The organism is Enterococcus sp. OL5 (genome assembly GCF_006491895.1).
GTDB classification, from domain to species: Bacteria; Bacillota; Bacilli; order Lactobacillales; family Enterococcaceae; genus Enterococcus_D; species Enterococcus_D innesii.
On the sequence record NZ_VHIL01000002.1, the window covers coordinates 114,282 to 138,075 of the forward strand.

General features: G+C 44.9%; 20 protein-coding genes and 1 pseudogene. 3 read left to right on the top strand and 18 right to left on the bottom strand.

The genetic code is table 11. The features are described 5' to 3' along the window. Positions 1–6: 6 nt before the first annotated feature. The 14 genes from FJU10_RS02985 to FJU10_RS03050 all read right to left on the bottom strand — a co-directional run bounded on the left by FJU10_RS02985 (position 7) and on the right by FJU10_RS03050 (position 14,147). Positions 7–918 carry an ABC transporter permease gene (locus FJU10_RS02985; protein ID WP_005232388.1) on the bottom strand — a complete coding sequence of 304 codons (912 nt, stop codon included), beginning with the start codon at positions 916–918 and terminating at the stop codon, positions 7–9. Between the two features lie 352 nt (positions 919–1,270). Next, a complete protein-coding gene (gene ruvB, locus FJU10_RS02990; RefSeq protein WP_005227171.1) occupies positions 1,271–2,272 on the bottom strand; it encodes a Holliday junction branch migration DNA helicase RuvB in 1,002 nt (333 codons plus the stop codon). Positions 2,273–2,286: 14 nt separating this feature from the next. Continuing rightward, positions 2,287–2,877, bottom strand: coding sequence for a Holliday junction branch migration protein RuvA (gene ruvA, locus FJU10_RS02995; RefSeq protein WP_005232405.1), 591 nt, complete (start codon positions 2,875–2,877; stop codon positions 2,287–2,289). Between the two features lie 181 nt (positions 2,878–3,058). Further along, positions 3,059–3,490, bottom strand: a complete 432-nt coding sequence (msrB, locus tag FJU10_RS03000) for a peptide-methionine (R)-S-oxide reductase MsrB (protein ID WP_008376288.1) — start codon at positions 3,488–3,490, stop codon at positions 3,059–3,061. Between the two features lie 88 nt (positions 3,491–3,578). Continuing rightward, positions 3,579–3,977 carry a GFA family protein gene (locus tag FJU10_RS03005; RefSeq protein WP_086293818.1) on the bottom strand — a complete coding sequence of 133 codons (399 nt, stop codon included), beginning with the start codon at positions 3,975–3,977 and terminating at the stop codon, positions 3,579–3,581. A 2-nt stretch (positions 3,978–3,979) separates the two neighbouring features. Further along, positions 3,980–4,540: a Maf family protein gene (locus FJU10_RS03010; RefSeq protein ID WP_077453872.1), complete on the bottom strand. Its 561-nt coding sequence runs from the start codon at positions 4,538–4,540 to the stop codon at positions 3,980–3,982. After that, a complete protein-coding gene (gene mutL, locus FJU10_RS03015; RefSeq protein ID WP_096742127.1) occupies positions 4,537–6,645 on the bottom strand; it encodes a DNA mismatch repair endonuclease MutL in 2,109 nt (702 codons plus the stop codon). Before mutL ends, FJU10_RS03010 begins: the two co-directional genes overlap by 4 nt. A gap of 15 nt (positions 6,646–6,660) precedes the next feature. Further along, positions 6,661–9,213, bottom strand: coding sequence for a DNA mismatch repair protein MutS (gene mutS, locus FJU10_RS03020; protein WP_077453874.1), 2,553 nt, complete (start codon positions 9,211–9,213; stop codon positions 6,661–6,663). Beyond that, the gene (locus tag FJU10_RS03025; RefSeq protein ID WP_010748643.1) at positions 9,197–9,586 is read right to left on the bottom strand and encodes a YlbF family regulator; all 390 of its coding nucleotides are present in this window, start codon (positions 9,584–9,586) and stop codon (positions 9,197–9,199) included. Before FJU10_RS03025 ends, mutS begins: the two co-directional genes overlap by 17 nt. A gap of 7 nt (positions 9,587–9,593) precedes the next feature. After that, entirely contained in the window at positions 9,594–10,391 is a 798-nt protein-coding gene (locus FJU10_RS03030) for a TIGR00282 family metallophosphoesterase (RefSeq protein ID WP_005227163.1), read from the bottom strand. A 151-nt stretch (positions 10,392–10,542) separates the two neighbouring features. Then, on the bottom strand, positions 10,543–11,778 hold the full coding sequence (gene pepT, locus FJU10_RS03035; RefSeq protein WP_140965134.1) for a peptidase T: 1,236 nt from the start codon (positions 11,776–11,778) through the stop codon (positions 10,543–10,545). A gap of 37 nt (positions 11,779–11,815) precedes the next feature. Further along, positions 11,816–12,238: a methylglyoxal synthase gene (locus FJU10_RS03040; protein ID WP_008376307.1), complete on the bottom strand. Its 423-nt coding sequence runs from the start codon at positions 12,236–12,238 to the stop codon at positions 11,816–11,818. 118 nt (positions 12,239–12,356) lie between these two features. Next, on the bottom strand, positions 12,357–13,133 hold the full coding sequence (locus FJU10_RS03045) for a Cof-type HAD-IIB family hydrolase (protein WP_005227160.1): 777 nt from the start codon (positions 13,131–13,133) through the stop codon (positions 12,357–12,359). 216 nt (positions 13,134–13,349) lie between these two features. Further along, on the bottom strand, positions 13,350–14,147 hold the full coding sequence (locus FJU10_RS03050; RefSeq protein WP_077453877.1) for a formate/nitrite transporter family protein: 798 nt from the start codon (positions 14,145–14,147) through the stop codon (positions 13,350–13,352). 368 nt (positions 14,148–14,515) lie between these two features. Here FJU10_RS03050 and rpsD point away from each other — a divergent pair, with 368 nt between their 5' ends. Then, complete coding sequence (rpsD, locus tag FJU10_RS03055; protein WP_005227158.1) at positions 14,516–15,127, top strand: 30S ribosomal protein S4; 612 nt, start codon at positions 14,516–14,518, stop codon at positions 15,125–15,127. 154 nt (positions 15,128–15,281) lie between these two features. Here rpsD and spx read toward each other — a convergent pair. The 4 genes and pseudogenes from spx to FJU10_RS03075 form a co-directional block, all read right to left on the bottom strand. After that, positions 15,282–15,730 (bottom strand): annotated as a pseudogene (gene spx / locus FJU10_RS03060) (transcriptional regulator Spx). A 50-nt stretch (positions 15,731–15,780) separates the two neighbouring features. Next, complete coding sequence (locus FJU10_RS03065; protein WP_140965135.1) at positions 15,781–16,182, bottom strand: Asp23/Gls24 family envelope stress response protein; 402 nt, start codon at positions 16,180–16,182, stop codon at positions 15,781–15,783. A gap of 286 nt (positions 16,183–16,468) precedes the next feature. Further along, a complete protein-coding gene (locus FJU10_RS03070) occupies positions 16,469–17,911 on the bottom strand; it encodes a peptidoglycan DD-metalloendopeptidase family protein (protein WP_140965136.1) in 1,443 nt (480 codons plus the stop codon). 253 nt (positions 17,912–18,164) lie between these two features. Beyond that, on the bottom strand, positions 18,165–19,526 hold the full coding sequence (locus FJU10_RS03075; protein ID WP_140965137.1) for a citrate/2-methylcitrate synthase: 1,362 nt from the start codon (positions 19,524–19,526) through the stop codon (positions 18,165–18,167). Between the two features lie 234 nt (positions 19,527–19,760). On the opposite strand from FJU10_RS03075, the gene acnA reads away from it, so the two are divergent. Further along, a complete protein-coding gene (acnA, locus tag FJU10_RS03080; protein WP_140965138.1) occupies positions 19,761–22,457 on the top strand; it encodes an aconitate hydratase AcnA in 2,697 nt (898 codons plus the stop codon). Further along, positions 22,450–23,700: an NADP-dependent isocitrate dehydrogenase gene (icd, locus tag FJU10_RS03085; protein ID WP_140965139.1), complete on the top strand. Its 1,251-nt coding sequence runs from the start codon at positions 22,450–22,452 to the stop codon at positions 23,698–23,700. Before acnA ends, icd begins: the two co-directional genes overlap by 8 nt. Positions 23,701–23,794: the final 94 nt, after the last annotated feature.

Consider the following 23,794-nt stretch of genomic DNA (forward strand, 5'->3'; position numbering starts at 1 on the left):
TTCCTCCTATAAGATAACTGAATTGCCGTTGTTCAACTTGCGGGTCACTCGATCCGTGATCACCAATAAGATGACGGAAATGACCGCGATCCCCAAGCCGACAGCAGTTGCATAAGAGAAATCACCTTGCGTCAACCCCATTTTATAAACAAAGGAGTTGATGACTTCTGAACGGTTTTGGTTCTGTGAATTCATCAAAACTAATGTTTGATCTAGGTTTGACCCTAAGATACCGCTCACATTCAGAATCAAGTTTAAGGAGATGATCGGTGTCAGTAATGGCAATGTGATCGAGCGAATCTGTCTTAGCTTGCTGGCACCATCGATTCGTGCGGCTTCATAAAACGTTGGATCGATCCGCGACATCCCTGCCAAGTAAAGGATCGTTCCCCAGCCGACTTCTTTCCATAGATCAGAAAGGACCGCGATCCACCAATATTTGCTTGGATCCAATAGATGATTGACCCCTTTGTCCATCAATCCTACAGACATCAGCACTTGGTTGATAAAGCCGTTCGTTGACAGCCAAGAAATCATCATCCCACCTAGCACGATCCATGAGAAAAAATGGGGAATGTATGAAACCGTTTGAATAAATTTCTTCAAGCGGCCATCTTGCATTTCAAAAATCATAATGGCTAACACAATCGGGATCGCAAAACCTAATCCTAATTTCAATAAGCTGATGGCTAACGTATTTCTAACCGCTTCCCAGAAAAAACTGTCATTCATAATGATACGGAAATTCTCTAACCCGACCCATGGTGCTGATGAAATCGTGTCAATCACCGTATAGTTTTTGAAAGCGATTATAATTCCGTAGATCGGAATATAATTAAATACGATCATAAATGCCACGCCGGGAAAAACCATCCAGTGAAGCTGCCGTTGACTATAAAACTTTTGCAGTTTACTCATACACAAAATCTCCTTCTTTCTATCCTCGTAACACTACGTATATCTCCACAATTCGGTGAAACGTTTCTACAAAAAGATTATATCCGCTGCCATTCGAAAATGCAAGCCTTTCCAATTATTTTTTTCAGCTTTTCTTTTTTCACAAATCTTGTTGGGTTCCTCACAAATATAAAAGCTTTTATATCAATGTTTTAAGATGAAATTATTTCCCTAAGAACTTCTAATTAATCAAATTTCACAAATATCGCATTTTCCCAACATCGATTACTCCTCAGAAATTATTAAAAAATAAAAAGAAACGTTTCACCAAATGCACAAAAAAGCAGCAATCATTGCTGATTGCCGCTTCCTTCTATTCGCTTCTTTGCGGATAGCCAAAATGGTCATACGCTAACGGTGTTGCGATCCGCCCACGTGAGGTCCGTTTCAAAAATCCTTTTTGGATCAAAAACGGTTCGTACATATCTTCCACTGTTTCGGTTTCTTCCCCGATATTGACAGCGATCGTACTTAATCCCACCGGGCCGCCTTGATACAATTCGATCATCGTCCGAATCAATTTCTGATCGATATAATCCAAGCCAGCATGATCGACTGCCAAAAGCGCCAATGCCTGATCAGCAACGGTGCGATCGATCAAGCCATCTGCTTGCACTTGCGCATAATCGCGAACTCGTTTAAGCAACCGGTTGGCGATCCGCGGGGTGCCTCGGGACCGACGGGCGATTTCGATCGCCCCTTCTTCCACGATATCCGTTTCAAAGATGGACGCAGTCCGCTGCACGATCTCTTTTAAATCATGGTCTTCATAATATTGCATATGCGAAATGATCCCGAAGCGATCCCGTAGTGGTGCCGAGAGCATCCCCGCCCGCGTCGTTGCGCCGACTAAGGTAAATGGCGGAAGCGGAAAATGAACTGGGTGAGCCGTTGTCCCTTGCCCCACCATGATATCCACATAAAAATCTTCCATTGCCGAATAAAGCATTTCTTCGGCGACACGAGGCAAGCGATGGATCTCATCGATAAACAGAACATCCCCTGGCTGTAGCTCATTCAAGATCGCAATCAAATCCCCTGGTTTTTCGATCGCAGGACCGCTGGTCGTCTTGATTTGCACCTGCATCTCGTTGGCGATCACCATTGCCATCGTCGTTTTCCCTAAGCCTGGCGGACCATATAAGAGGACATGATCCAACGCTTCTTCTCGATTTTTCGCCGCTTGGATATAAATCGAAAGCTCCTGCTTGACTTTGTCTTGTCCGATATATTGGGCAAGGGTTTGCGGACGCAAAGATTTTTCGATGATCTCTTCTTGTTCAGTACTTTCTGGCGAAACAATTCGTTCATCCATCGTCTACTTGCTCCTTACTTTTTCATCATCAATCGGAGAGCTTCCCGCAAGTACTCATCCGTCGATTTTGTCGTATTCGCCGCTAATTGTTTTTCGGCTTTCTTGACTTCTTTTTCGCTATACCCCAATGCTTTCAAGGCTTCCATCGCTTCATCTAAAGCAGTCGTTGCCACGCTTAGAGGAACGATCGCTTCTTCTCCCACCAGTTCAGCCACTTTGCCTTTCAAGTCTAGGATCATTTGCTGCGCCGTCTTTTTACCGACACCTGGGAACTTAGTCAAATAGTTGACGTCCCCATTTTCGACTGCCGTGATCAACCCCGTATGGTCTTCATTGGCCATGATTGCTAACGCACTCTTTGGTCCAATACCTGAGACACTGATCAATTTTAAAAACAACTGCTTGCCTTCGATCGTGGCAAAGCCGTAGAGACTATGGGCATCTTCACGAATCACTTGGTGCAGATAGATTTTTACTTCTTGGTTCAACTTGCCGCTAAATGAATACGGATTGCCAAAAGCGATCTGATAGCCGATGCCATGGGTCTCAACGACGATATACGCCGGAAAGATATCCGTTACTTTTCCTATGATATATTCGTACATGTGCTTTCCTTTCTGTACATACGTTCCCTTTATTGTAGCACAGACGAGAGGGCAAAAAAAGGACTGTGAACGAAGGAAAAGGCTTAGCAGGAAACAAACGGAGGAAAAACCGTTGTTTCAGTCGCATTTTTTCAAACGAGACATGCTGCTGCGTCTTTTTTTCGCACACAGTTCCTAATACTTACTCAACGAGTGATTTGAATTCGCCATAGCCTTTTTCATCCATTTCTGCCAAAGGGATGAACTTCAATGCTGCCGAGTTGATACAATAGCGCAAACCGCCTTTGTCCTGAGGACCGTCTGAAAAAACATGTCCTAAATGAGAGTCAGCTTCTTTGCTGCGGACTTCTACTCGATGCATGCCGTGAGAAAAATCGGCTTTTTCTTGAATATCTTGGCGACTGATCGGCTTCGAAAAGGACGGCCAGCCACAACCAGCGTCATATTTATCAGTAGAAGCAAACAATGGTTCTCCGTTGACGATATCAACATAGATCCCTTTTTCATAAAAATCATCATACTCGCCAGTAAAGGGGCGTTCGGTTGCATTTTCTTGGGTCACCGCATATTCGATCGGCGACAATTTTTCTTTTAATTCTTTTTTATCTGTCATTTTTTCACCTGCTTTTCCTCTAGACTCATCCTGTATGCTCTATCATGCCTTTTTTCTTAGCGAATGTAAAATGACTTGCTCAAATTATTTAAGGGTTTTGCAGCTTTTCCCAACGAGTCGTTGGTTCCGCAAAATGGTAAAACTGCGGTTGGTCTTTTGTATAGATTTCTTCGGTTAAGACAGCTTCTGGCAAGTTGCCAAATAACCCAGCCGCAAAAAAATAGGTGTGTGTTTCTTTGAGGTAAAAGAACAGACTCGAGCCGCATTGACTGCAAAATCCTCGCTGTGCCCACTCAGAAGAATCGTAACGTCGCAGCCACTTCGCTCCTTGAAGAGCCATCTGGTCCTCAGCGCATGGCGCAAGAGCGAACATTGGTCCGCCGTGAAATTTCTGGCAGAGACTACAATGACAAACCGTGATTTCTTTCGCAACTCCCGTCAAGTTGATCGTGACTTTGCCGCAAAGACAACTACCAGAAACATCCATCCTTATTCCTCCTCCGTAAACTCTTGCAACAACTGATAGACCGTAGCGACAGGAAACCCTACGATCGTATAAAAATCGCCGGTTATCGATGAGACAAATACTTTGGCCGCCCCTTGGATCCCATAGGCGCCCGCTTTGTCTTGGTACTCATCTAAGACAAGATACTTGTCGATCTCTTGATCCGTCAAAGGACGAAACACAACTTCCGTCGAAACCACTGCTTGGCGTTGCTGTTTGCCTTTTTGTAAAACGACGGCGGTATGCACCCAATGGGTCCGTCCGCTCATTTTTCGCAACATCGACCGAGCATCTTTACGGTCTACTGGCTTTCCTAAGATTTCTTCATCCACCACGACCGTCGTATCGCTCGCGATCACCAGATCTTCAGGATATGCTTGCGTAATAGCCGCCGCTTTTTCTGCTGCCATCCGTTGGACATAAGGGATCGCCGCTTCGTTCGGTCGGACTGACTCGTCGATATCCGCTGGTATGACCGCAAATTCCGGGACTAACTCCGCTAATAATTCTTTGCGCCGCGGCGACTGTGAAGCCAAAATAATCATTCCATGCCACTCCTTGCTCGATGAGGATCTTGAATTCGTTTGAACATCCGCTCCATGTCGCTGTTGGTGAAATGGATCAGCACCGGGCGTCCATGGGGACAGTTGAAGGGATTCTCGCATTTCGCTAAGTCTTGCAACAAGATTCGCGCTTGTGCTTCATTCAAATAGTGATTGGCTTTGATGGATCGTTTGCAGCTCATCATGATCGCTGTTGCTTCACGAAACTTTTTGACACTGACACTTCCTGTGGTCAATAACATATCGATCATTTCGCGGATGATGGCTTCTTCTTCACCGCTAGGATACCACGTCGGGTGCGCCCGGACGATGAAACTATTGGTCCCAAAAGATTCCAGATGGATCCCGACTTCTGCCAGCTTGTCACTTTGTTCCTGCAATTGCAGTGCATCGCTGTTGGGATAATCCAAAACGATCGGCACTAACAATTCTTGCAGATCATTGGTCACTTCGCCGATTTTTTCGCGGTAATACTCATATTTGATTCGTTCTTGTGCCGCATGCTGGTCGACGATATATAGCCCCGCCTCGCTTTGGGCAAACAAATAGGTCCCATGCATCTGCCCAAAATAATCCAGTTGGGGAAAACGCTCCTTCGCTGGTTCTTCTTCCAGCAACCGTTCGACCGTTTTCAGGTAGTTGCGGTCATCCCCATGCATTTCCGGGTGAAGAGTCGCTTGACTTTGCAGATCTTGCGCCGTAAGCTCTGGCGTCTCATCTGGAAGAAAGGCAGGCGCTTCTGGCAGCGGCGCTTTTGTTTCCGTCTGTTCTTCCACAAATGGTTTTCGGACAGGCTTATTTGGCAACGTCTCTTCCAAACTGCGAAAGGTTTCCTCAGTTTCTTCCAACAAGTTTTCGCTAGATTCCTGTGGCATTTCTGGAAGTTTTCCACCTTCCTCCACAGGCTTTTCCACAGAGTTATCCACAGTCTGTTGATAAGTACTGCCCTGCACCTCAAATTTCCCGGTTTCGCGATTATAAGACAACCCAGAAGTCGAATTTCCTGCTGACTCCAGTTCCAAGCCAAGCTGTTGGGCTTTTGGCTGATCGGCAACTTTTTTCTTAAAACGCAGATTGTCAGCCGCGTTAGGAATCAAATTGATTTCCCGCAGCGCCTCATTGATGGCTTTACTGATTAGTTTGGTCAGTTCTTCTTCTTTTGACAAGCGAACTTCTTGCTTAGTCGGATGAACGTTGACATCGACTAATAAGGGGTCCATTTTGATTTCAAGGACAGCTAATGGAAAACGACCGACCATCAATTTTGACCCGTAACCAGCAACGATCGCTTTATTCAAAGCAAAGTTGCGAATATAACGACCATTGATGATCGTGGATAAATAGTTGCGGCTAGCTCGGGTGACTTCTGGCAGTGACACAAAGCCAGTGACTTTAAAGTCGAGGTCCTCAGTATCGATCGCGATCATTTTTTTGGCGGTTTCCACCCCGTAGATCCCGGCGATGGTTTGTTTTAACTGCCCACTTCCAGTGGTGCTCAACATCTTATTGCCTTCATGAACGAGACGAAAAGCCACTTCTGGATGGCTTAGGGCGATCCGATTGACGATATCGCCGATATTTGCTAGTTCCGTTTGCAGCGTCTTGACATATTTCAAGCGTGCCGGTGTATTGTAAAAGAGGTTTTCCACAGTGATCTTGGTTCCTTGCCGCAAGTTGGCAGGCAAATGCTCTTCAACAGCGCCGCCTTTTAAGCGCACAAAGGAGCCTTGTTGGGCGCCTTTGACTGCCGTTTCAATCGAGAGGATCGAAACCGAAGCGATACTAGGCAAAGCTTCCCCGCGAAACCCGAGGGTACGTATTCGAAACAAGTCATCTCGATTGTGGATTTTACTGGTGGCGTGGCGTTTAAAGGCAGTCAAGACATCCTCTTCTGCAATTCCTTCGCCATTATCGATGACCTGGATTTTACGCAAGCCTGCTTCTTCAATAAAAATATCGATTTGGGTACTGCCGGCATCCACGGCGTTTTCAACTAATTCTTTGACGACAGAAGCTGGTCGCTCAACGACTTCTCCTGCCGCGATTTGGTTCGCCAGACGTTCGGATAACTCTTGGATCTTTCCCATCTGCTGACCTTCTTTCTAAATTCGTTTTTGCAGCTCGTACAATGTATTCAGAGCATCCATCGGGGTCATTTCCAACAGATTCAATTTCTTCAACTGATCGATAACGCCGATTTCTTCCGTAGATACTTCGCTAAACAACGACAACTGCTGACTTTCTTCGACGACTGGTTTTGGCTGTACCGTCGGTTCATGTTCTTCCAGCGCTTTTAAGATCGTGGCTGCGCGCTGTAAGAGTGCACTTGGCAGTCCAGCGATTTTGGCTACATGGATCCCATAGCTTTTATCTGCGGGCCCTTCCATCATCTTATGCAAGAAGACGACTTCGCCTTCTTTTTCAACGGCACCAACATGGACATTGCGCAAGTGTGCCAATTCCTCATCTAAAACCGTCAGCTCATGATAATGGGTAGAGAAAAGTGTTTTGGCATGAACTTCTTTGTGGATATATTCAATGATGGCTTGTGCCAATGCCATCCCATCATAGGTCGCAGTCCCACGCCCTAACTCATCAAACAAAATCAAGCTGTTAGGCGTTGCATGACGCAGCGCTTGGTTGGCTTCCATCATCTCCACCATAAACGTACTTTGACCGGCGATCAGATCATCGCTGGCACCGATGCGAGTAAAGATCCGATCGAAAATCGGCATCTCTGCAGATTGTGCCGGTACGAAGCAGCCGATCTGCGCCATAATGACTAGCAAGGCAAACTGCCGCATGTACGTACTCTTCCCAGACATATTTGGTCCTGTGATCAACAGGATCTCTGTTTCTTCATCCATCACGATACTATTCGGAATGTACTCTTGGTGACCAAGGACTTTTTCCACTACAGGATGACGGCCGTCGATGATCGATACCGCTCGTTTTTTCGCTACTGTCGGCCGCACGTATTGGTAACGTTCCGAAACCGTGGCGAAACTTTGTAAGACATCGACCGCACTGACGGCTTTGGCTAACTTTTGTAGACGGGTGATACTCTTTTTCACTTCTTCACGAACGTCAAGAAACAGGCGGTATTCCAAATCCACCGATTTCTCTTCGGCTTCTAAAATCAAAGTCTCCAGTTTTTTCAACTCGGGTGAAATAAACCGTTCCGCATTGGCTAACGTTTGCTTGCGCTCGTAGCGAGAGGTATCTAAATTCACTAGATTGGCTTTCGTGATCTCAATGTAATAGCCAAAGACGCGGTTGAACCCAACTTTCAAGTTTTTGACCCCCGTCGCTTGGCGTTCGTTGGCTTCTAATTCCGCCAGCCATTGCTTGCCGTTACGCATCGCTGTACGGTATTCATCTAATTGTTGATGGAACCCATCTTTGATGATGTTGCCTTCTGTGATCTGCAACGGGGCATCTTCATCGATCGCCGCATCGATCAGTGCAACCAAATCATCTAGGGGCGTTAATTCCAGCAGCAAGTCATTCCACTCGCCACGGTTGATGCCTTGCAACAATTGCGCGATCAAAGGCACTTGCTCCAAAGAAGATTTCAACTGCAGCAAATCGCGGCCATTGACATTTCCGAAGGCAACCCGTCCGACTAAGCGTTCCATGTCATAGACTTTCGTCAGCGCTTCTTGCAGATCTGCTCGCTCAAAGAAACTGTCTAGTAACGATTGGACCATTTCTTGGCGGGCAGTGATTTTCTTTGGCTGGATCAAGGGACGGTCCAACCATTGCTTTAACAAACGGCCACCCATTGCGGTTTTTGTCTCGTCCAGCAACCACAAAAGAGTCCCTTGTTTTTTGCCAGTTCGAATCGACTGCGTCAATTCTAAGTTGAATTTGGAATAATGATCCATTTTCAATGCATGATCGGGCTGATATTCCACGGCTTGTTGAATATGCGCTAAACTGCGTTTTTGGGTGATCGCCAAATAACTTAGCAACTTCCCTGTGACTACTTTTTCTAACCCTTGGGAGAGAGGTTCTGTTAAAAATTGAAATTCGGCATTTTCTTCCAACGTTTCTTGCTTAGAAAACACGACATTCAAGCGATTGGTCAGTGTTGTTTGCAATGACTCAGGGATCTCGCTGCACAAAACGACTTCTTTCGTTTGGAGAGCGGCTGCCTCATTGACGACAGCTTCTTCATCTTCCAATTGCGCTGCTTTTAATTCACCGGTACTTAGATCGACATAGGCAAAGCCAAAACGCTCCCCTTGTTGCAAAACAGCTGTCAAAAAGTTGTTTTCTTTGGCGGATAGGCCTTTACTGTCCATCACCGTTCCCGGCGTGATCAGTTGAACGACTTCGCGTTTGACCATTCCTTTGGTGGTTTTTGGATCTTCCACTTGCTCACAAATCGCTACTTTGTAGCCTTGCTCGATCAAGGTGTCGATGTAATTGCTGGCGGCGTGGTAAGGCACCCCACACATAGGGATCGGTTCCTCCGCATTTTTGTTGCGGCTGGTTAACGTCAATTCTAAAATTTGTGCTGCCTTGACAGCATCCTCATTAAATAATTCATAGAAATCCCCTAAACGATAGAATAAAAAAGCATCTTGGTACTGAGCCTTGATGCTTAAATACTGTTCCATCATCGGGGTATTTTTAGTTTTTTGAGGCATTGGTTTCATCCTCCTCGATGGCTTTATTCATTTTCTTTTGGATCTCCGTCGTGACATATTGCAGCAATTCATCTGCTTGCAGTAACGCTTGACGATAAGCAACCACTAAAGGATGCTGCTCGTATTCGTTTGTCAATGACGCATAACGCTGCTCGGCAGCTTTTTTTGCTTCAGGCTTCTCATAATGCTCAAATTGAACGATCTCTTTTTGCGCTTGCTTCAGCGCTTCTTCCAGCTCCAATAGCCCTTGGTTTTGCAAGGCTCGTGCTTGGATTTCTTGAAATTCTTGAACGATCGGATGATCAGACAAGAGCCTTTGCAAAGCAGCCAGCTCTTGGGCAACGTGTGGTTCCTTGGCTAATTGCTCTTCCATGCTTCTCCTATTCTGTAAACGGGCGATCTTCACTGATTTGGATCGGACGGATCGATTTTGCTTTACCAGTGGCTTCATCAATCTCAAGCAAGCAAGCCGACAAAATACTGCGGCCTTTTTCAATCACTTCAAATCGTTGCGGCAATGCCGTCAAAAATTTCTCAATGACTGGTTCGCGTTTCATTCCCAATATCCCATCATAAGGACCGGTCATACCGACATCTGACAAATAAGCCGTTCCTTGGGGCAAAATCCGCGCATCATTGGTCTGGACATGGGTATGCGTGCCAACGACTGCCGAAACACGGCCATCCAAATACCAGCCCATCGCTTGTTTTTCGCTGGTGGTTTCCCCATGAAAATCCACAAAGATAAACGGTGTACGTTTGCGGGCAATCGCAACCAGTTCATCCATTTTGCGAAACGGATCATCAAGGTCGACCATGAACGAGCGAGCTTGCATGTTGATCACCGCCAATTCAATGGTGTTGACTTTCACAAATACCATGCCGACGCCCGGTGTTCCTTCTGGAAAATTGGCTGGACGAATCATTTTCTTCGCATCGCCAATAAATTCAAAAATGTCACGGTTGTCCCATGTATGATTGCCTAATGTCACGACATCGACACCATCTTGCAAAAATTTCTTATAGATTTTACCAGTGATCCCACGACCCGCCGCTGCGTTCTCACCGTTCGCGATCGTCACCTGTGGTCGATACACCTTCTTTAATTTTGGAAGGTACTCCGTGATCGTTTCTCTTCCTAATGAACCAACTACATCTCCAATGAATAATACCCGCACACATTTTTCCTCTTCTCTTTTAGCTTCTTTTCTATTATAAGGGTTTTGGTCCAGAAAAAAAAAGGTTCTTTCACTTGCGGTTCTTCCCTGCAGCAAAACAAAAAAACACGCTAGACTCTTTCGCATGGGTCTAGCGTGTCGCTCGATTCTCTTAGGAAACAGTGGTGTCCTCTTGTCCTACATGTTCCACGATCGCCACGATCAAATCACGGGCTTTTTCCATCGCTTCCACAGTAATAAATTCATATTGTCCATGGAAGTTTTCACCACCGACAAATAAGTTCGGTGTTGGAATGCCTTTATAGGTGATTTTCGAGCCATCGGTCCCGCCACGAAACGGCGCTTCGATTGGCGTCACACCAATCGCTTGCATCCCTGCTCGGGCAGCTTCGATACTGCGGGGATCTTTCTTGATCAAATCCCCCATATTGTAATATTGGTCATACAGCGTATAGGTGATACGTTCTTGCCCATAAGCTGTGTTCAATTCGTCAATGATCCCCACGATGTTGGCTTTTCGCTGTTCAAAAAGCGCATGGTCATGATCACGAATGATATAAGAAACTTCTGCTCGACCAATATGTCCCGTCAAATTGTGCAGTAGGTAAAAACCTTCATACCCACGAGTGCGTTCAGGAACTTCCTCTGCTGGTAATGCATCGTCGATTTGATGCGCGATTTTCAAAGCGTTGACCAAACGACCATAGGCAGTCCCAGGATGCACACTCGTACCATCGATTGTTATATCAATACGAGCAGCATTAAAGGTTTCATATTCCATATGCCCCACACGACCACTGTCCATCGTGTAAGCAAATGCCACTGGAAAATCCGCCGCATCAAAGCGATCAGCACCAGTCCCGATCTCTTCATCAGGACCAAAAGCAACCCAGACATCGCCACGTTTATGCGCATCCATCGTTTGTAAGATGCGCAGCGCGTCAATGATCTCTGCGATACCAGCTTTATCATCTGCCCCCAGCAGGGTCGTTCCATCCGTTGTGATCAACGTTTCGCCGATATAGTCTTTGAGGTTCGGAAATTCAGCAGTTGTCATATAAATGGCTTTTTCTTTATTTAAACAAACATCCTTGCCATCGTAATTTTCATGGATCTGTGGCTGAATATTTTCAGCTTCGAAATCTGCCGTATCTACATGGGCAATAAAGCCAATCGCCGTTTTTTCAGGATTACCAGGTAGACGTCCGATCACAAAACTATTCTTTTCGTAGTAAGCAACATCCGCTACCCCCATCTCGATCAACTGATCTTTCAATAAAAGAGCCAACTCAACTTGTCCCGGCGTCGTTGGGATGCTCTGACTCGTCGCGTCCGAGCGAGTATTCATTTTTGCATAGGTCAAAAAATCCTTTAAGATTGCTTTCAATTCTGCACGTCCTTCCTCTTCAATTATTTTGTTCTCCCTATAACGACAGGGGACGATTGTCCGTTTCGTGGATCACTTGTCGAAAATCAGCAAAGCCAGCTGCTAACCCGCGCAGCAAGATTTCTGCCGTTCCCATATTGGTGGCTAAAGGAATCTCGTATACATCCGACAAGCGAATCAATGCCGTTACATCTGGTTCATGGGGTTGTGCGGCTAAAGGATCGCGCAAAAAAATCACCATGTCCAAGTCATCTTGCGAAATCATGGCGCCAATTTGCTGATCTCCTCCCAGCGGTCCTGATTTGTAGCGGTGGACAGGCAACTGGGTTGCTTCTTCAATTCTCTTTCCCGTAGTTCCTGTTGCAAAAAGTTCGTGCTGCGCTAAAATTTCTCGATAGGCAGTCACTAATTTTACCATTACATCCTTTTTTCGATCATGAGCAATCAATGCGATTTTCATTTGCTGCATTCCCCCTTTTTTTCTATTGTACCAATTTATTTTCTTTGCGACCGAGAAAAAACAAAAAAACATAGCACAGATGCCGCAAACCGGCTGTGCTATGTCTAAAGGATTCCTTTTAAATCAGTTGTAATTCTTTTAAGGCTAACCAGATGCCATCTTCATCATTGCTAGCGGTCACCATATCTGCGACTTGTTGGATCTCAGGGACCGCATTGCCCATGGCCACACCGACACCTGCGGCGGTCAGCATCTCACGATCGTTTTGGCCATCACCAAAACAGATCACATCTTCTTGCGCTATCCCTAATTGTTCCGCGACACACAGGATCGTTGCTGCTTTGGAGCCTTCTTTTGGAACGACATCCACACTGTTTTCATGCCAACGCACAAAACGCAGTTTGCTGTATTTCTCGTCAAAGAAATGCTCATACTCTTTTCCGTAAAAAGCCAATGCTTGATAGACTTCTTTTTCTTCGGGAAAATCCATGTCCAACTCAGGAAGTTGGGCACCAAAGGAATGCATCGCTGCTTCCATTTTAGCAATATCCAACGAAGACGCTCGTTTCGCTGTATCCATCCCGACAAATGCCGTGTCAATCCCAAGCTCTTGGGCTTCTGCCACGAAAGCAGCCAATTGCGTTTCATCGAGTAAGTTTTTATATACCTGCTGATGCGAAAGAAAAGCAGCTGCCCCATTACATAAAATGTAATTATCAAAGGACAACGAACGAATAATATCTTGGGCGTGGAAACGACTGCGCCCAGTGGCAACGGTCACGAAATGGCCGGCATCTCGCAGAAGATCAAGGGCTTTTAGCGTACTGTCTAGTGGCTGTTTGTTCGAGTCAAGCAAGGTTCCATCAATATCAAAGGCAAAGAATTTCCGATTCATAAAAGGTTAAGGCTCGCTTTCTATTAAGAAGTAACTAAGATTTTGGTCTTGGTTGCTGTCATTTTTACAAAAAACAGCAAGAAAAACCGTACATACTTATTCTTAACATAAATGACCGCTGATTTCAACGCTCCGTTAAGGGATGATAGCTTCTTTCAAGAGAAATTTCAGAGAAAAGAAAAAAGAAGCATCGCTGCTTCTTTTTATAGGTTCTGATTAGTCGACATAGGTCGATTTTGAGTTGTTCAACCATGCGTAACCCAGCCCCATGACCAAGCCACCGCCGATATAGTTGCCGATAAAGGCAAAGACTAAATTATGGATCACACTGCCGACAGTCATACCTGCCAAGTGTCCGCCTGAAGCCCAGAAAGCTAAAGTAAATGCTGGGAAGTTAGCAATAACGTGTTCAAAGCCTAAGAAAGCAAAGATAAAGATGATGAAAATGATGGCCGCTATTTTTCCGGCGTCATCTTTCATCCGCATACTTACTAACACGGCTGTGTTTACTACGATATTGGCAAACATCGCTTCTACTAAAATTTGGATAGTGGATTTTTCTAATTTCGCAGTGATCGAGGTCAGCATAAAGTTATCTGCTGTCAGTCCTTGGAACGGACCTGTCAGCGCAACGATCGAGCCAAAGATCACGCCGCCGATCAAGTTGAATAAGACGCACGTAAACAAAATTTTCAATGCCAAAGGAATACTTAGACGTTTCCGGTAAACCCCAACAGTCATATATAACATATTCGATGTTCCTAATTCTGCGTTCATATAAAGAATCATGACTAAAGACCAGCTAAACATAAATGCATACAAAATTTTTCCTAACCCGTGAACCATCGATTCACCTTTCATAGCGATCGCAAAAGCAATAGCTGTTCCGAGGGTCAAGAATAAACAAGCCATCATCGCACGTACAGCGTAACGCAAATAACTACTCTTGATCAGATCGATTTTCTTTTCTATGGAAGAATCGATCTTCTCAAATAATGGGGATACTGGATTCATTTTTTCTACTCCTTTTATGAATAATTTCACTTCGTTATCATTTGCACAATACTTTCATATTCTAATGACGAAAAGCTGTTTTGTAAAGAGATATTTGAAAATATAAGTAATTAATGAAAAATTTCAAGATTTGTTTTCATCAAATCCAAAGTCAGCTCCATCTTGACTTTTGCCCCTAGTTTGTCGTATACTATTCCTTGTGTAAAATAATGCAGCAGGAAAATAACAGCTCGTCACCAGTTCGTTGCCCCTCGGGTGCAATTGCGTAACCGCGGCTGCAAAGGTGAAGATTGAAGAACGAACTGCACGAATGTGAGTTTTTCAACGGATTATTTTACTCCAAACTATTTTATTGGAGGAACTAAATTATGTCTCGTTATACAGGACCATCATGGAAAATTTCTCGTCGTTTAGGAATTTCTTTATCAGAAACTGGAAAAGAATTGGCACGTCGCCCTTACGCTCCAGGTCAACACGGACCAAACAGCCGTGGCAAAAAATCAGAATACGGCATGCAATTAACTGAGAAACAAAAATTGCGTCATATGTATGGCATGAACGAACGTCAATTCCGTACATTGTTTATCAAAGCAAGCAAAATCAAAGAAGGTAAACACGGTGTTAACTTCATGATCTTGTTAGAACAACGCTTAGATAACGTTGTTTACCGTCTAGGTTTAGCAACTACTCGTCGTCAAGCACGTCAATTAGTAAACCACGGTCACGTTTTAGTTGATGGCAAACGCGTTGATATCCCTTCATACCACGTTGAAGTTGGACAAGTCATCAGCGTTCGTGAAAAATCACAAAACATCTCAACAATCAAAGAAGCAGTTGAAGCAACAGCTGGCCGCGCGTCATTTGTAAGCTTTGATAGCGAAAAATTAGAAGGTTCATTAACTCGTTTACCTGAGCGTGATGAATTGTCTGCAGAAGTTGACGAAGCACTAGTCGTTGAATTCTACAACCAAAAACTTTAAGATTTCAACCGACACGATTCCTTTTTGGAATCGTGTTTTTTTGTGGAATCAACGGATTTACGGATCCTCTTAAGAAGACCCTTGAAAAAATACTAAAAAAACCGACAATGATACATCGCTGTATTCATTTGCCGGTTTTGTTCCTATTATTTTATTAGATAAAGTTCGCAACAGATTCGCCTTCTTCTTGCTTTTGGCGATAATTAAACATGAGCAGCTCTGTTTGGCGTCGTTTGAAAATGATCTTTCGTAAGTTTCGTGGCACGAATTTACGAATATCTTCTTCATTGTACCCCACTTGGAGCTTGTTCTCATCTAAGATAATTGGTCGTTTCAATAAGTTCGGGTATTTTTCGATCAATGAAAGTAGCTCTTCTAGCTTCAACTCTTCTAAATCAATGTCTAACTTTTGGTACACTTTCGAACGAGTAGATATAATGTCTTCCGTTCCATTTTTCGTTAAAGAAAGAATCTCCATTAGTTCATCACTATTTAATGGATCGCTAAAAATGTTTCTCTCTTTAATGGTAGTTCATTTTCGGTCAACCATGCACGGGCTTTACGACATGACGTACAGCTGGGTGTTGTATATAGTGATATCATTTGTTCATTCTTCCTTTCTCTTTGATGTACTTCGATTTTTTGTCTGGTGCTCAACCTTCGATTTGATCGATCGTTTCCTGTTTGACGATATCGGCGATTCGAATATTGATCTCTTTGACTTTCAAAGAAGTCAAGCGGCTAATTTCTTCTAAGACCACTTCTTGGACTTGTGCAAAGAATTTGGGGATATCTTTGCCGTAAGCCACGATTACTTCCAAATCAACTGCAACCTCTTCTTTGCCAACTTCCACATCAATACCAGAAGCGACTTGCGGCTGTTCTTCAAGGTTTTCGGTCATATCTGAAAGAAATCTGCCATTTACACTAATCAAGCCATCAATTGACTGCAAAGCGACACCAACAATTGTTTCAATGACTTTCTCTTCAAAGGACAGTGGACTTGCTTGCGCTGCTTCATTAGACACATTCGTTGTTTGCTGATCGTCAGTCATTTTTCACACTCCTTGGTTAAATAAGAAAGGATACTAGAGACATCGCAAAGTCGCACATACGACCTTGTCTAAAGTGGACATTCCTCTTGGGAATTTTTTTCCCTACCTTTCTAGCATAAATTCTTTTTGTTTTTTTTACAAAGAAAAACACTTGTTTTCGGAATAAATTTATCATGCGAAATAAAATGAATGCGCTAAAAAAATCTCAAAGCATAATTTTCTTGAAATGATTCGTTTTTCTTGACAAAAAAAAGAAAGCAGCTACACCGCTCTCCTTTTTTCTTTGTTATTTTGACAAGGCATCTAATGGATCAATCAGTTGATGCCGGGCTAAACTAGGTGAAAGACTAACTTCAAAATGCAAGTGAGGACCTGTACTGTTCCCCGTACTTCCCATGGAAGCAATCACTTCGCCTTGTTCCACCGTCTGCCCAACCTCTACTAAATTGCGGTGATTGTGAGCATACAGTGTCGTCAAGCCATTTTGATGTTCGATCGCTACATAATTCCCCCAGGAAGCATGATATTCTGAGCGAATCACCGTTCCTGAAAGACTAGCCATGATCGGGGTTCCTTGAGGTGCTGCAAAGTCGACCCCACGATGGAATCCGCTACCCCGTGGACCAAACATTGATGAGATGACCGGATCACTAACCGGATAAATCATTTTTTCATTACCCGTTGGCAACTCTGCTTTCTCTTTGTCATAACTCGTCAACGCATAAGCTTCGATCAAAGCGTTCAATTTTTCATTGTATTGCGTATCTGATGCATACCGTCCCGTCAAATATTCCGTGGCATCTTCATAGGTTTCGGTTTCTGACTTCCAAGCGCCTTTATAAAAATTCGGATTGTGAGCCAATCCTTCTTTCAACAATTTCGCATAATCTTTTAAAGAAGATTCGATGCTGTCATACTGACGGAAGGTCGAACGGATGGTGTACAAATTGCCGTTTCCATCGTCTTCTTGTGTTGGGAAAGAAACCCCATTTCCTTCATATAGTCCTTTGATCCCAAAAAGATTATAGAACGGCTCCTGACTCAACTGACTTTGCCCACTACCGGATTCTAAGATTGCTTGGGCAATCATCACAGATGCGTAAAGATCTTCTTCTAAGCCGACTTTACGGGCATCCTCACCAATCTCCATAATAAAGTCCCATGTTTCTTTGACTGGGGTGACTTCAAATTTTGACGTGCCACCAGTCTGAGGTGTTGTGATTGTCAATTCAGGTACATTGGGCACTTCCTTGATCTCAGGCGTTGGCTGGCTCGGGTTCGTTTCTGGTTTTGTCGGTTGACTTGGTTCTCCCTCTGGATCTTGTTCCTCCGGTGCTGGTTCCGGAATTGGCGTAGGCTCGGGTTCTGGTGTCGGTTCCGGAGCAGGCTCAGTTGGTTCTGACGGTTCTGGACTTGGCTCTGGTTCCGGTGTTGGTTCCGGACTCGGCTCCGGTTCTGGTGTTGGCTCCGGGCTGGGCTCTGGTTCCGGCGCCGGTGCTGGTTGTGCCGGAACAGCTTCATCATTTTCAGCTGGCGTTCTTGGCACGTCAGACTCTCCGGTCGATGCTTCTGTAGTTGCTCCTCCGTCTTCACTTGACACAGACATCAATGCACTCGTTTGATCAACATTTGATTCACGACTCACAGCAGAAGCCGCAGCAGAAACCGGCAATAGGGTCAACAATTGACTGGAAATGACAGAGATTGCCATCCATTTTTTCATTTTCATTAAATAAGTCATCCTCCTTTGTCACACCTTCTATCATACCTAAAAAGCACCTAATTTTATAATCATTTTTTGCATCTCTGTGTGAAAAAAAGGAAAACACTGATATAGTGACGTTTATAACAATTCTCTTCACCAAATCTAGCATTTTATTCTCTTTTCTTCTATAAAAAATACGCCAAAAACCTGCTTTATTTATGTAAAATGTGCTTTTCCTATGAAAAACAGCAGCGAGCGTCCTCCCTGCTGTTTTGCTCTACCTTGATTCAATATCAATATACTCCCGATCATTTGACACTTCTTTATAGGCGGGGCGCATGATTTTTTGTGCGTTGACCAGCTCTTCGATCCGATGGGCGGACCAACCGACGATCCGTGCAATAGCAAACATTGGTGTATACAGTTCTTCTGGTAGATCCAACATGTTATAAACAAACCCGCTGAAAAAGTCGATATTGGCACTGACTCCTTTGTAGATTTTGCGCTTTTCATTGATGACTTGAGGAGCAATACGTTCCACCATCGTATACAATTGATATTCTTGCCAAGCTTCTGATCCTTTTTCTTGCGCCAGTTTTGCCACATAATTCTTAAAAATCGCCGCACGGGGGTCGTTGTCGCTATATACCGCGTGGCCCATGCCATAAATCAAGCCTTTACGGTCAAACGCCTCTTTATCTAAGACTGCTTCCAAATAGCTGCGGATTGCCTGTTCATCGGTAAGGTCAGCAACGTTGCGCTTCAAATCCCCCATCATTTCCGTCACTTTGATATTGGCGCCACCGTGTTTAGGTCCTTTCAAAGAACCTAGCGCTGCAGCAATCGTTGAATAGGTATCCGTCCCACTGGAGGTAACGACTCGTGTCGTAAAGGTTGAATTATTCCCGCCGCCATGTTCCATATGCAAAACAAGTGCCATATCCAATGTTTGGGCTTCTTGGAAGCTATATTCTTTCGTTGGGCGCAGCATAGTCAAAATCGTTTCAGCTGTACTCAACTCTTCGGTTGGGCGGTGGATATACATACTCTCCCCTTGATTGTAATGATTGTAGGCATGATAGCCGTAGATTGCCAAGAGCGGAAAGACACTGATCAGCATCAGACTTTGTTCCAATACATTTTCAATGCTGATGTCATCTGCTTGTGGATCATAACTTGCCAGTGTCAAGATACTGCGAGACAAACTGTTCATGATATCAGAAGAAGGGGCTTTCATAATGACGTCACGAACAAAATTGGTCGGCAAAGTACGTTTTTCTGCTAATAGGCAATGAAACGCCGCAAGATCTGTTTTATTTGGCAGTTCGCCAAAAAGTAATAAATATGCAACCTCTTCAAAGCCAAAGCGTTTTTCATTGACGAACCCTGCAACTAACTCATTGATGTCAATTCCGCGATAACGCAGTTCGCCACACGCCTCGATCGGTTTTCCGGCAATGATTTTTTCTGGATAAATAGTCGAGATTGTCGTTAACCCAGCTAATACACCAGTTCCATTCAAATCTCTTAGTCCACGCTTAACGTCATATTCTGAATAAAGATTCACATCGATCAAATTGTATTTCTCACATTGCGATGCCAGATATGCCATTTTCTCTTTCTTTTCTAATCTTTCCACGGTGATGTTACCTCCAATCTTTCTCCGAACTAGCTACTTAAATGTTATTTAACCGTATACAAACATCGTTAAAATAACCATCCGATAAAATCGCTGCTTTTTAACAAACTTTCACACATTATAGCATGATGTCGAGAAAATGAAATATTTTTCATAAATTTAATTGATTTTTTAAATTATCAACGTATAATTATTCCTAATAAGTACGATTATCTTCGTAAAAGGAGGATTCTTATGAAGTGGCAAACTCAATTAACCGTCAATGACACGCAATACACGTATATTGACTTAGCGAAAATCACCCAATCTTTAGGAGCTGATTTATCTCGCTTGCCCTACTCCATTCGAGTTTTATTGGAAAGTGTTGCTCGTCATCAAGACGAGGAAATTACAGAGGATTATTTACCATTTTTAGCGAATTGGCAGGCAGAAAGCCCTACTGGCGTCGTGCCATTCAAACCAGAGCGGGTCGTCTTGCAAGACTTTACTGGGGTACCGGCAGTCGTTGATTTGGCTGCCATGCGGGATGCGATGGTCGCTTTAGGCGGTGCCGCAGAAGACATCAATCCTGAGATCCCCGTCACACTCGTCGTCGACCACTCTGTGCAAGTCGATCAAGCCGGTACTCCTGGGGCGATCGCTTTTAATACGGAGCGGGAATTTGAACGCAATGCAGAACGCTATCAATTCTTGAAATGGGCGCAAGGTTCTTTCGACAATTTCGAAGTCGTACCGCCTGAAACAGGGATCATTCATCAAGTCAACATCGAATCGTTGTCTGATGTGATCTTGCAAAAAACACACGAAGATCAACCACTGCTGTTTCCTGATACATTGCAAGGAACCGATTCTCACACCACGATGATCAACGGCTTGGGGGTTCTCGGTTGGGGGGTTGGCGGTATTGAAGCGGAAGCTGCGATTCTTGGCGAACCTTCTTTCTTCCCTACGCCTGAAGTCATCGGGGTGAAATTTATCAACGAGATGCCTGCAGGTACCACCGCCACCGATTTAGCACTAAAAGTAACTGAAGTGCTGCGGATCGAAAAAGTGGTTGGAAAATTTGTCGAATACTTCGGTCCTGGCTATCGTCATTTAAGTTTAGCTGATCGAGCAACGCTAGCAAACATGGCTCCCGAATATGGTGCGACTTGCGGCTTTTGTCCGATCGATCAAGAGACCTTGAACTACTTAGCAACGACCGGTCGCTCCACCAAGCTGATCGAACTCGTTGCCGCTTACGCCAAAGCCAACCATTTCTTTTATGATGAAACGACCGTGCCGACCTATACTAAGACGATCACCATTGATCTAGCAGAAGTTCAGCCGGCATTAGCGGGCCCCAAACGCCCGCAAGATCGGATTTTGCTTCCGGCGGTCCATCATGATTTTGAGCAATCTGTCACGGCAGCCGTTGGTCCTAAGGGCTTTGGTCTTTCGGAGGATGAATGGCAAAAAGAAGCCACCGTTGCTTGGCCAGATGCTGCACCTGACAAATTAGCGACCGGCGATATCGTTTTGGCGGCAATCACTAGCTGTACGAATACTAGCAATCCTTTCGTCATGCTCTCTGCAGGCTTATTGGCCAAAAAGGCCGTTGAAAAAGGTCTGACTGTTCCGCGTACGGTCAAAACCTCCCTTGCACCTGGCTCCCAGATCGTGACCACCTATTTGCAAAACAGTGGTTTATTGCCGTATTTAGAGCAACTCGGCTTTTATTTAGTGGGCTACGGTTGTACTACCTGTATCGGAAATTCCGGTCCTTTAGAAGCGCCGGTCGCTGAAGCAATTGAGGCAGAAAATCTATTGGTAGCATCGGTTCTGTCAGGCAATCGGAATTTTGAAGGAAGAATCCATCCACAGATCAAAGCCAATTATTTGGCTTCACCGCCGTTAGTAGTTGCCTATGCGATTGCTGGCAGCATTCGCAAAGATCTGACAAAAGAACCATTAGCTATCGTCAATGACGAGCCGGTATATTTGTCTGATATTTGGCCTAGCAATGAAGAAGTCAATGCTTACGTTCAAGAATACGTCGGACCAGAAGCATTTCGCGCTGCCTATGAGCATCTTTTTGATGCCAATGAACGCTGGAATGCGATCGAAACCACCACGAGCGCATGTTATGAATGGGAGGAACAATCTACTTACATTGCTCATCCGCCCTACTTTGAAACATTGACCAAAGAATTGCCTAAACCAGATGTCTTAGCCGATCTGAAAGTCTTGGCAAAATTGGGTGATTCCGTCACCACTGACCATATTTCTCCTGCTGGCAGCATCAGTATGGATTCTGCAGCTGGAAAATTTTTACAAGAAAAAGAGGTTCCGTATCGTGAATTCAACTCCTTTGGCTCGCGGCGCGGCAATCATCAGATTATGATGCGGGGAACTTTCGGCAACATCCGTCTGCAAAACCAGCTGGTTCCTGGCAGTACTGGCAGTGTCACGCATTATTTTCCAACTGGGGAAACCTTGTCGATATTTGACGCCGCTATGAATTACCAAAAAGCCGGCCAAAGCTGTATCATTTTAGCTGGTAAAGATTATGGCATGGGTTCTTCTCGCGACTGGGCCGCCAAAGGAACACAATTGTTAGGCGTTAAAGTCGTTTTAGCAGAAAGCTTCGAACGGATCCATCGCAGCAATTTGGTCATGATGGGGATCATTCCTCTTGAATATCTGGCTGGTGAAAGTGCCGCCTCGTTTGATTTGGACGGCAGCGAAGCATTCTCGATCGCTTTGCCAGAAGAGCCAGTAGTCAAGCAGCTGATCGAAGTCACCGCTCAACGGACCGACGGAAAGACTGTTTCCTTTATGACCCGCCTGCGCTTTGATGCCCCTGCAGATATTCGCTATTGGAAGCATCAAGGTATTTTGCCAATGGTCATTCGAAAAAAAGCGGAATTAGGAGGAGCTGCCCATGCCTAACCAAACAACCCATCAAGCAACGACGATCACCATTCCTTACATTGCAGGAGACGGCATTGGTGCCGAGATTTGGCAGGCTGCGCAACCTGTGATTGATGCAGCTGTGAATAAAGCCTATGAAAATCAGCGCCACATCGAATGGCTAGAAGTTTTAGCTGGAGAAGCCGCCTTTGAACAGACGGGGGAATGGCTGCCGCAAGCAACCATCGATACGATCAAAGCCCAGCAATACGCCTTAAAAGGACCGTTGACTACCCCAATTGGCGAAGGCTTTCGCTCCTTGAATGTCACCTTGCGGCAAACGCTAGATCTTTATGCCTGTGTCAGACCTGTTCGCTATTTTACAGGAGTCCCTTCGCCTTTAAAACAGCCAGAAAAAACCGATATGGTGATCTTTCGAGAAAATACTGAAGATGTTTATGCTGGCATCGAATTTGCCAAAGACGACGACGCAACACAGAGTTTGATCCAGACACTGCAAGCAGACTTTGCCGTCAAGGCGATTCGTTTTCCTAAAACTGCCGCTATTGGCATCAAGCCGATCTCTTTAGAAGGCAGTCAGCGCTTGATCGCTGCTGCCATTGAGTATGCGATCGCTCAAAAGCGTCCCACGGTGACACTGGTGCATAAAGGTAATATCATGAAATTTACAGAAGGCGGCTTTAAAAACTGGGGCTATCAGCTTGCAGAGACCACGTATGCCGCCCAGTGTTTTACAATGAATCAATACAACAAAATCAAAGCAGAAAACGGCTCAAAGGCAGCCGAAGCCGCCCTTGCCTCGGCAAAAGCGGCTGGGAAAATCGTTGTTAACGACGTGATCGCCGACAACTTTTTACAGCAGATCCTTTTGTATCCAGAAAAATTCGACGTCATTGCCACTTGTAATTTAAACGGCGACTACATCTCTGATGCACTGGCTGCACAAGTCGGCGGCATCGGGATCGCCCCCGGCGCCAATATCAACTACGATACCGGAGCAGCCATCTTTGAAGCTACCCACGGAACGGCACCGGATATCGCAGGACTTGGCAAAGCCAATCCTTGTTCCCTGTTGCTATCGGCGTGCATGCTATTAGAACATTTGAACTGGCCGGAAGCTGCTGCGATACTGACGCAAGCCATTGAACAAGCCTTGCAAAGTCAGCACGTCACTGCCGACTTCGCACAGTTGATGCCCGAAGCAGTCTGTTTAACGACACAAGCGTTTGGTGAACACCTCCTTCAGCTGATCCATTCGTAAACTCAAGCTGTGATTGAGTCGGCATTCGCCTGCTCAATCACAGCTTGATTGCGTTTCCACCTTCTGAGAAACTATACTTAGAGCATGAAAGGGG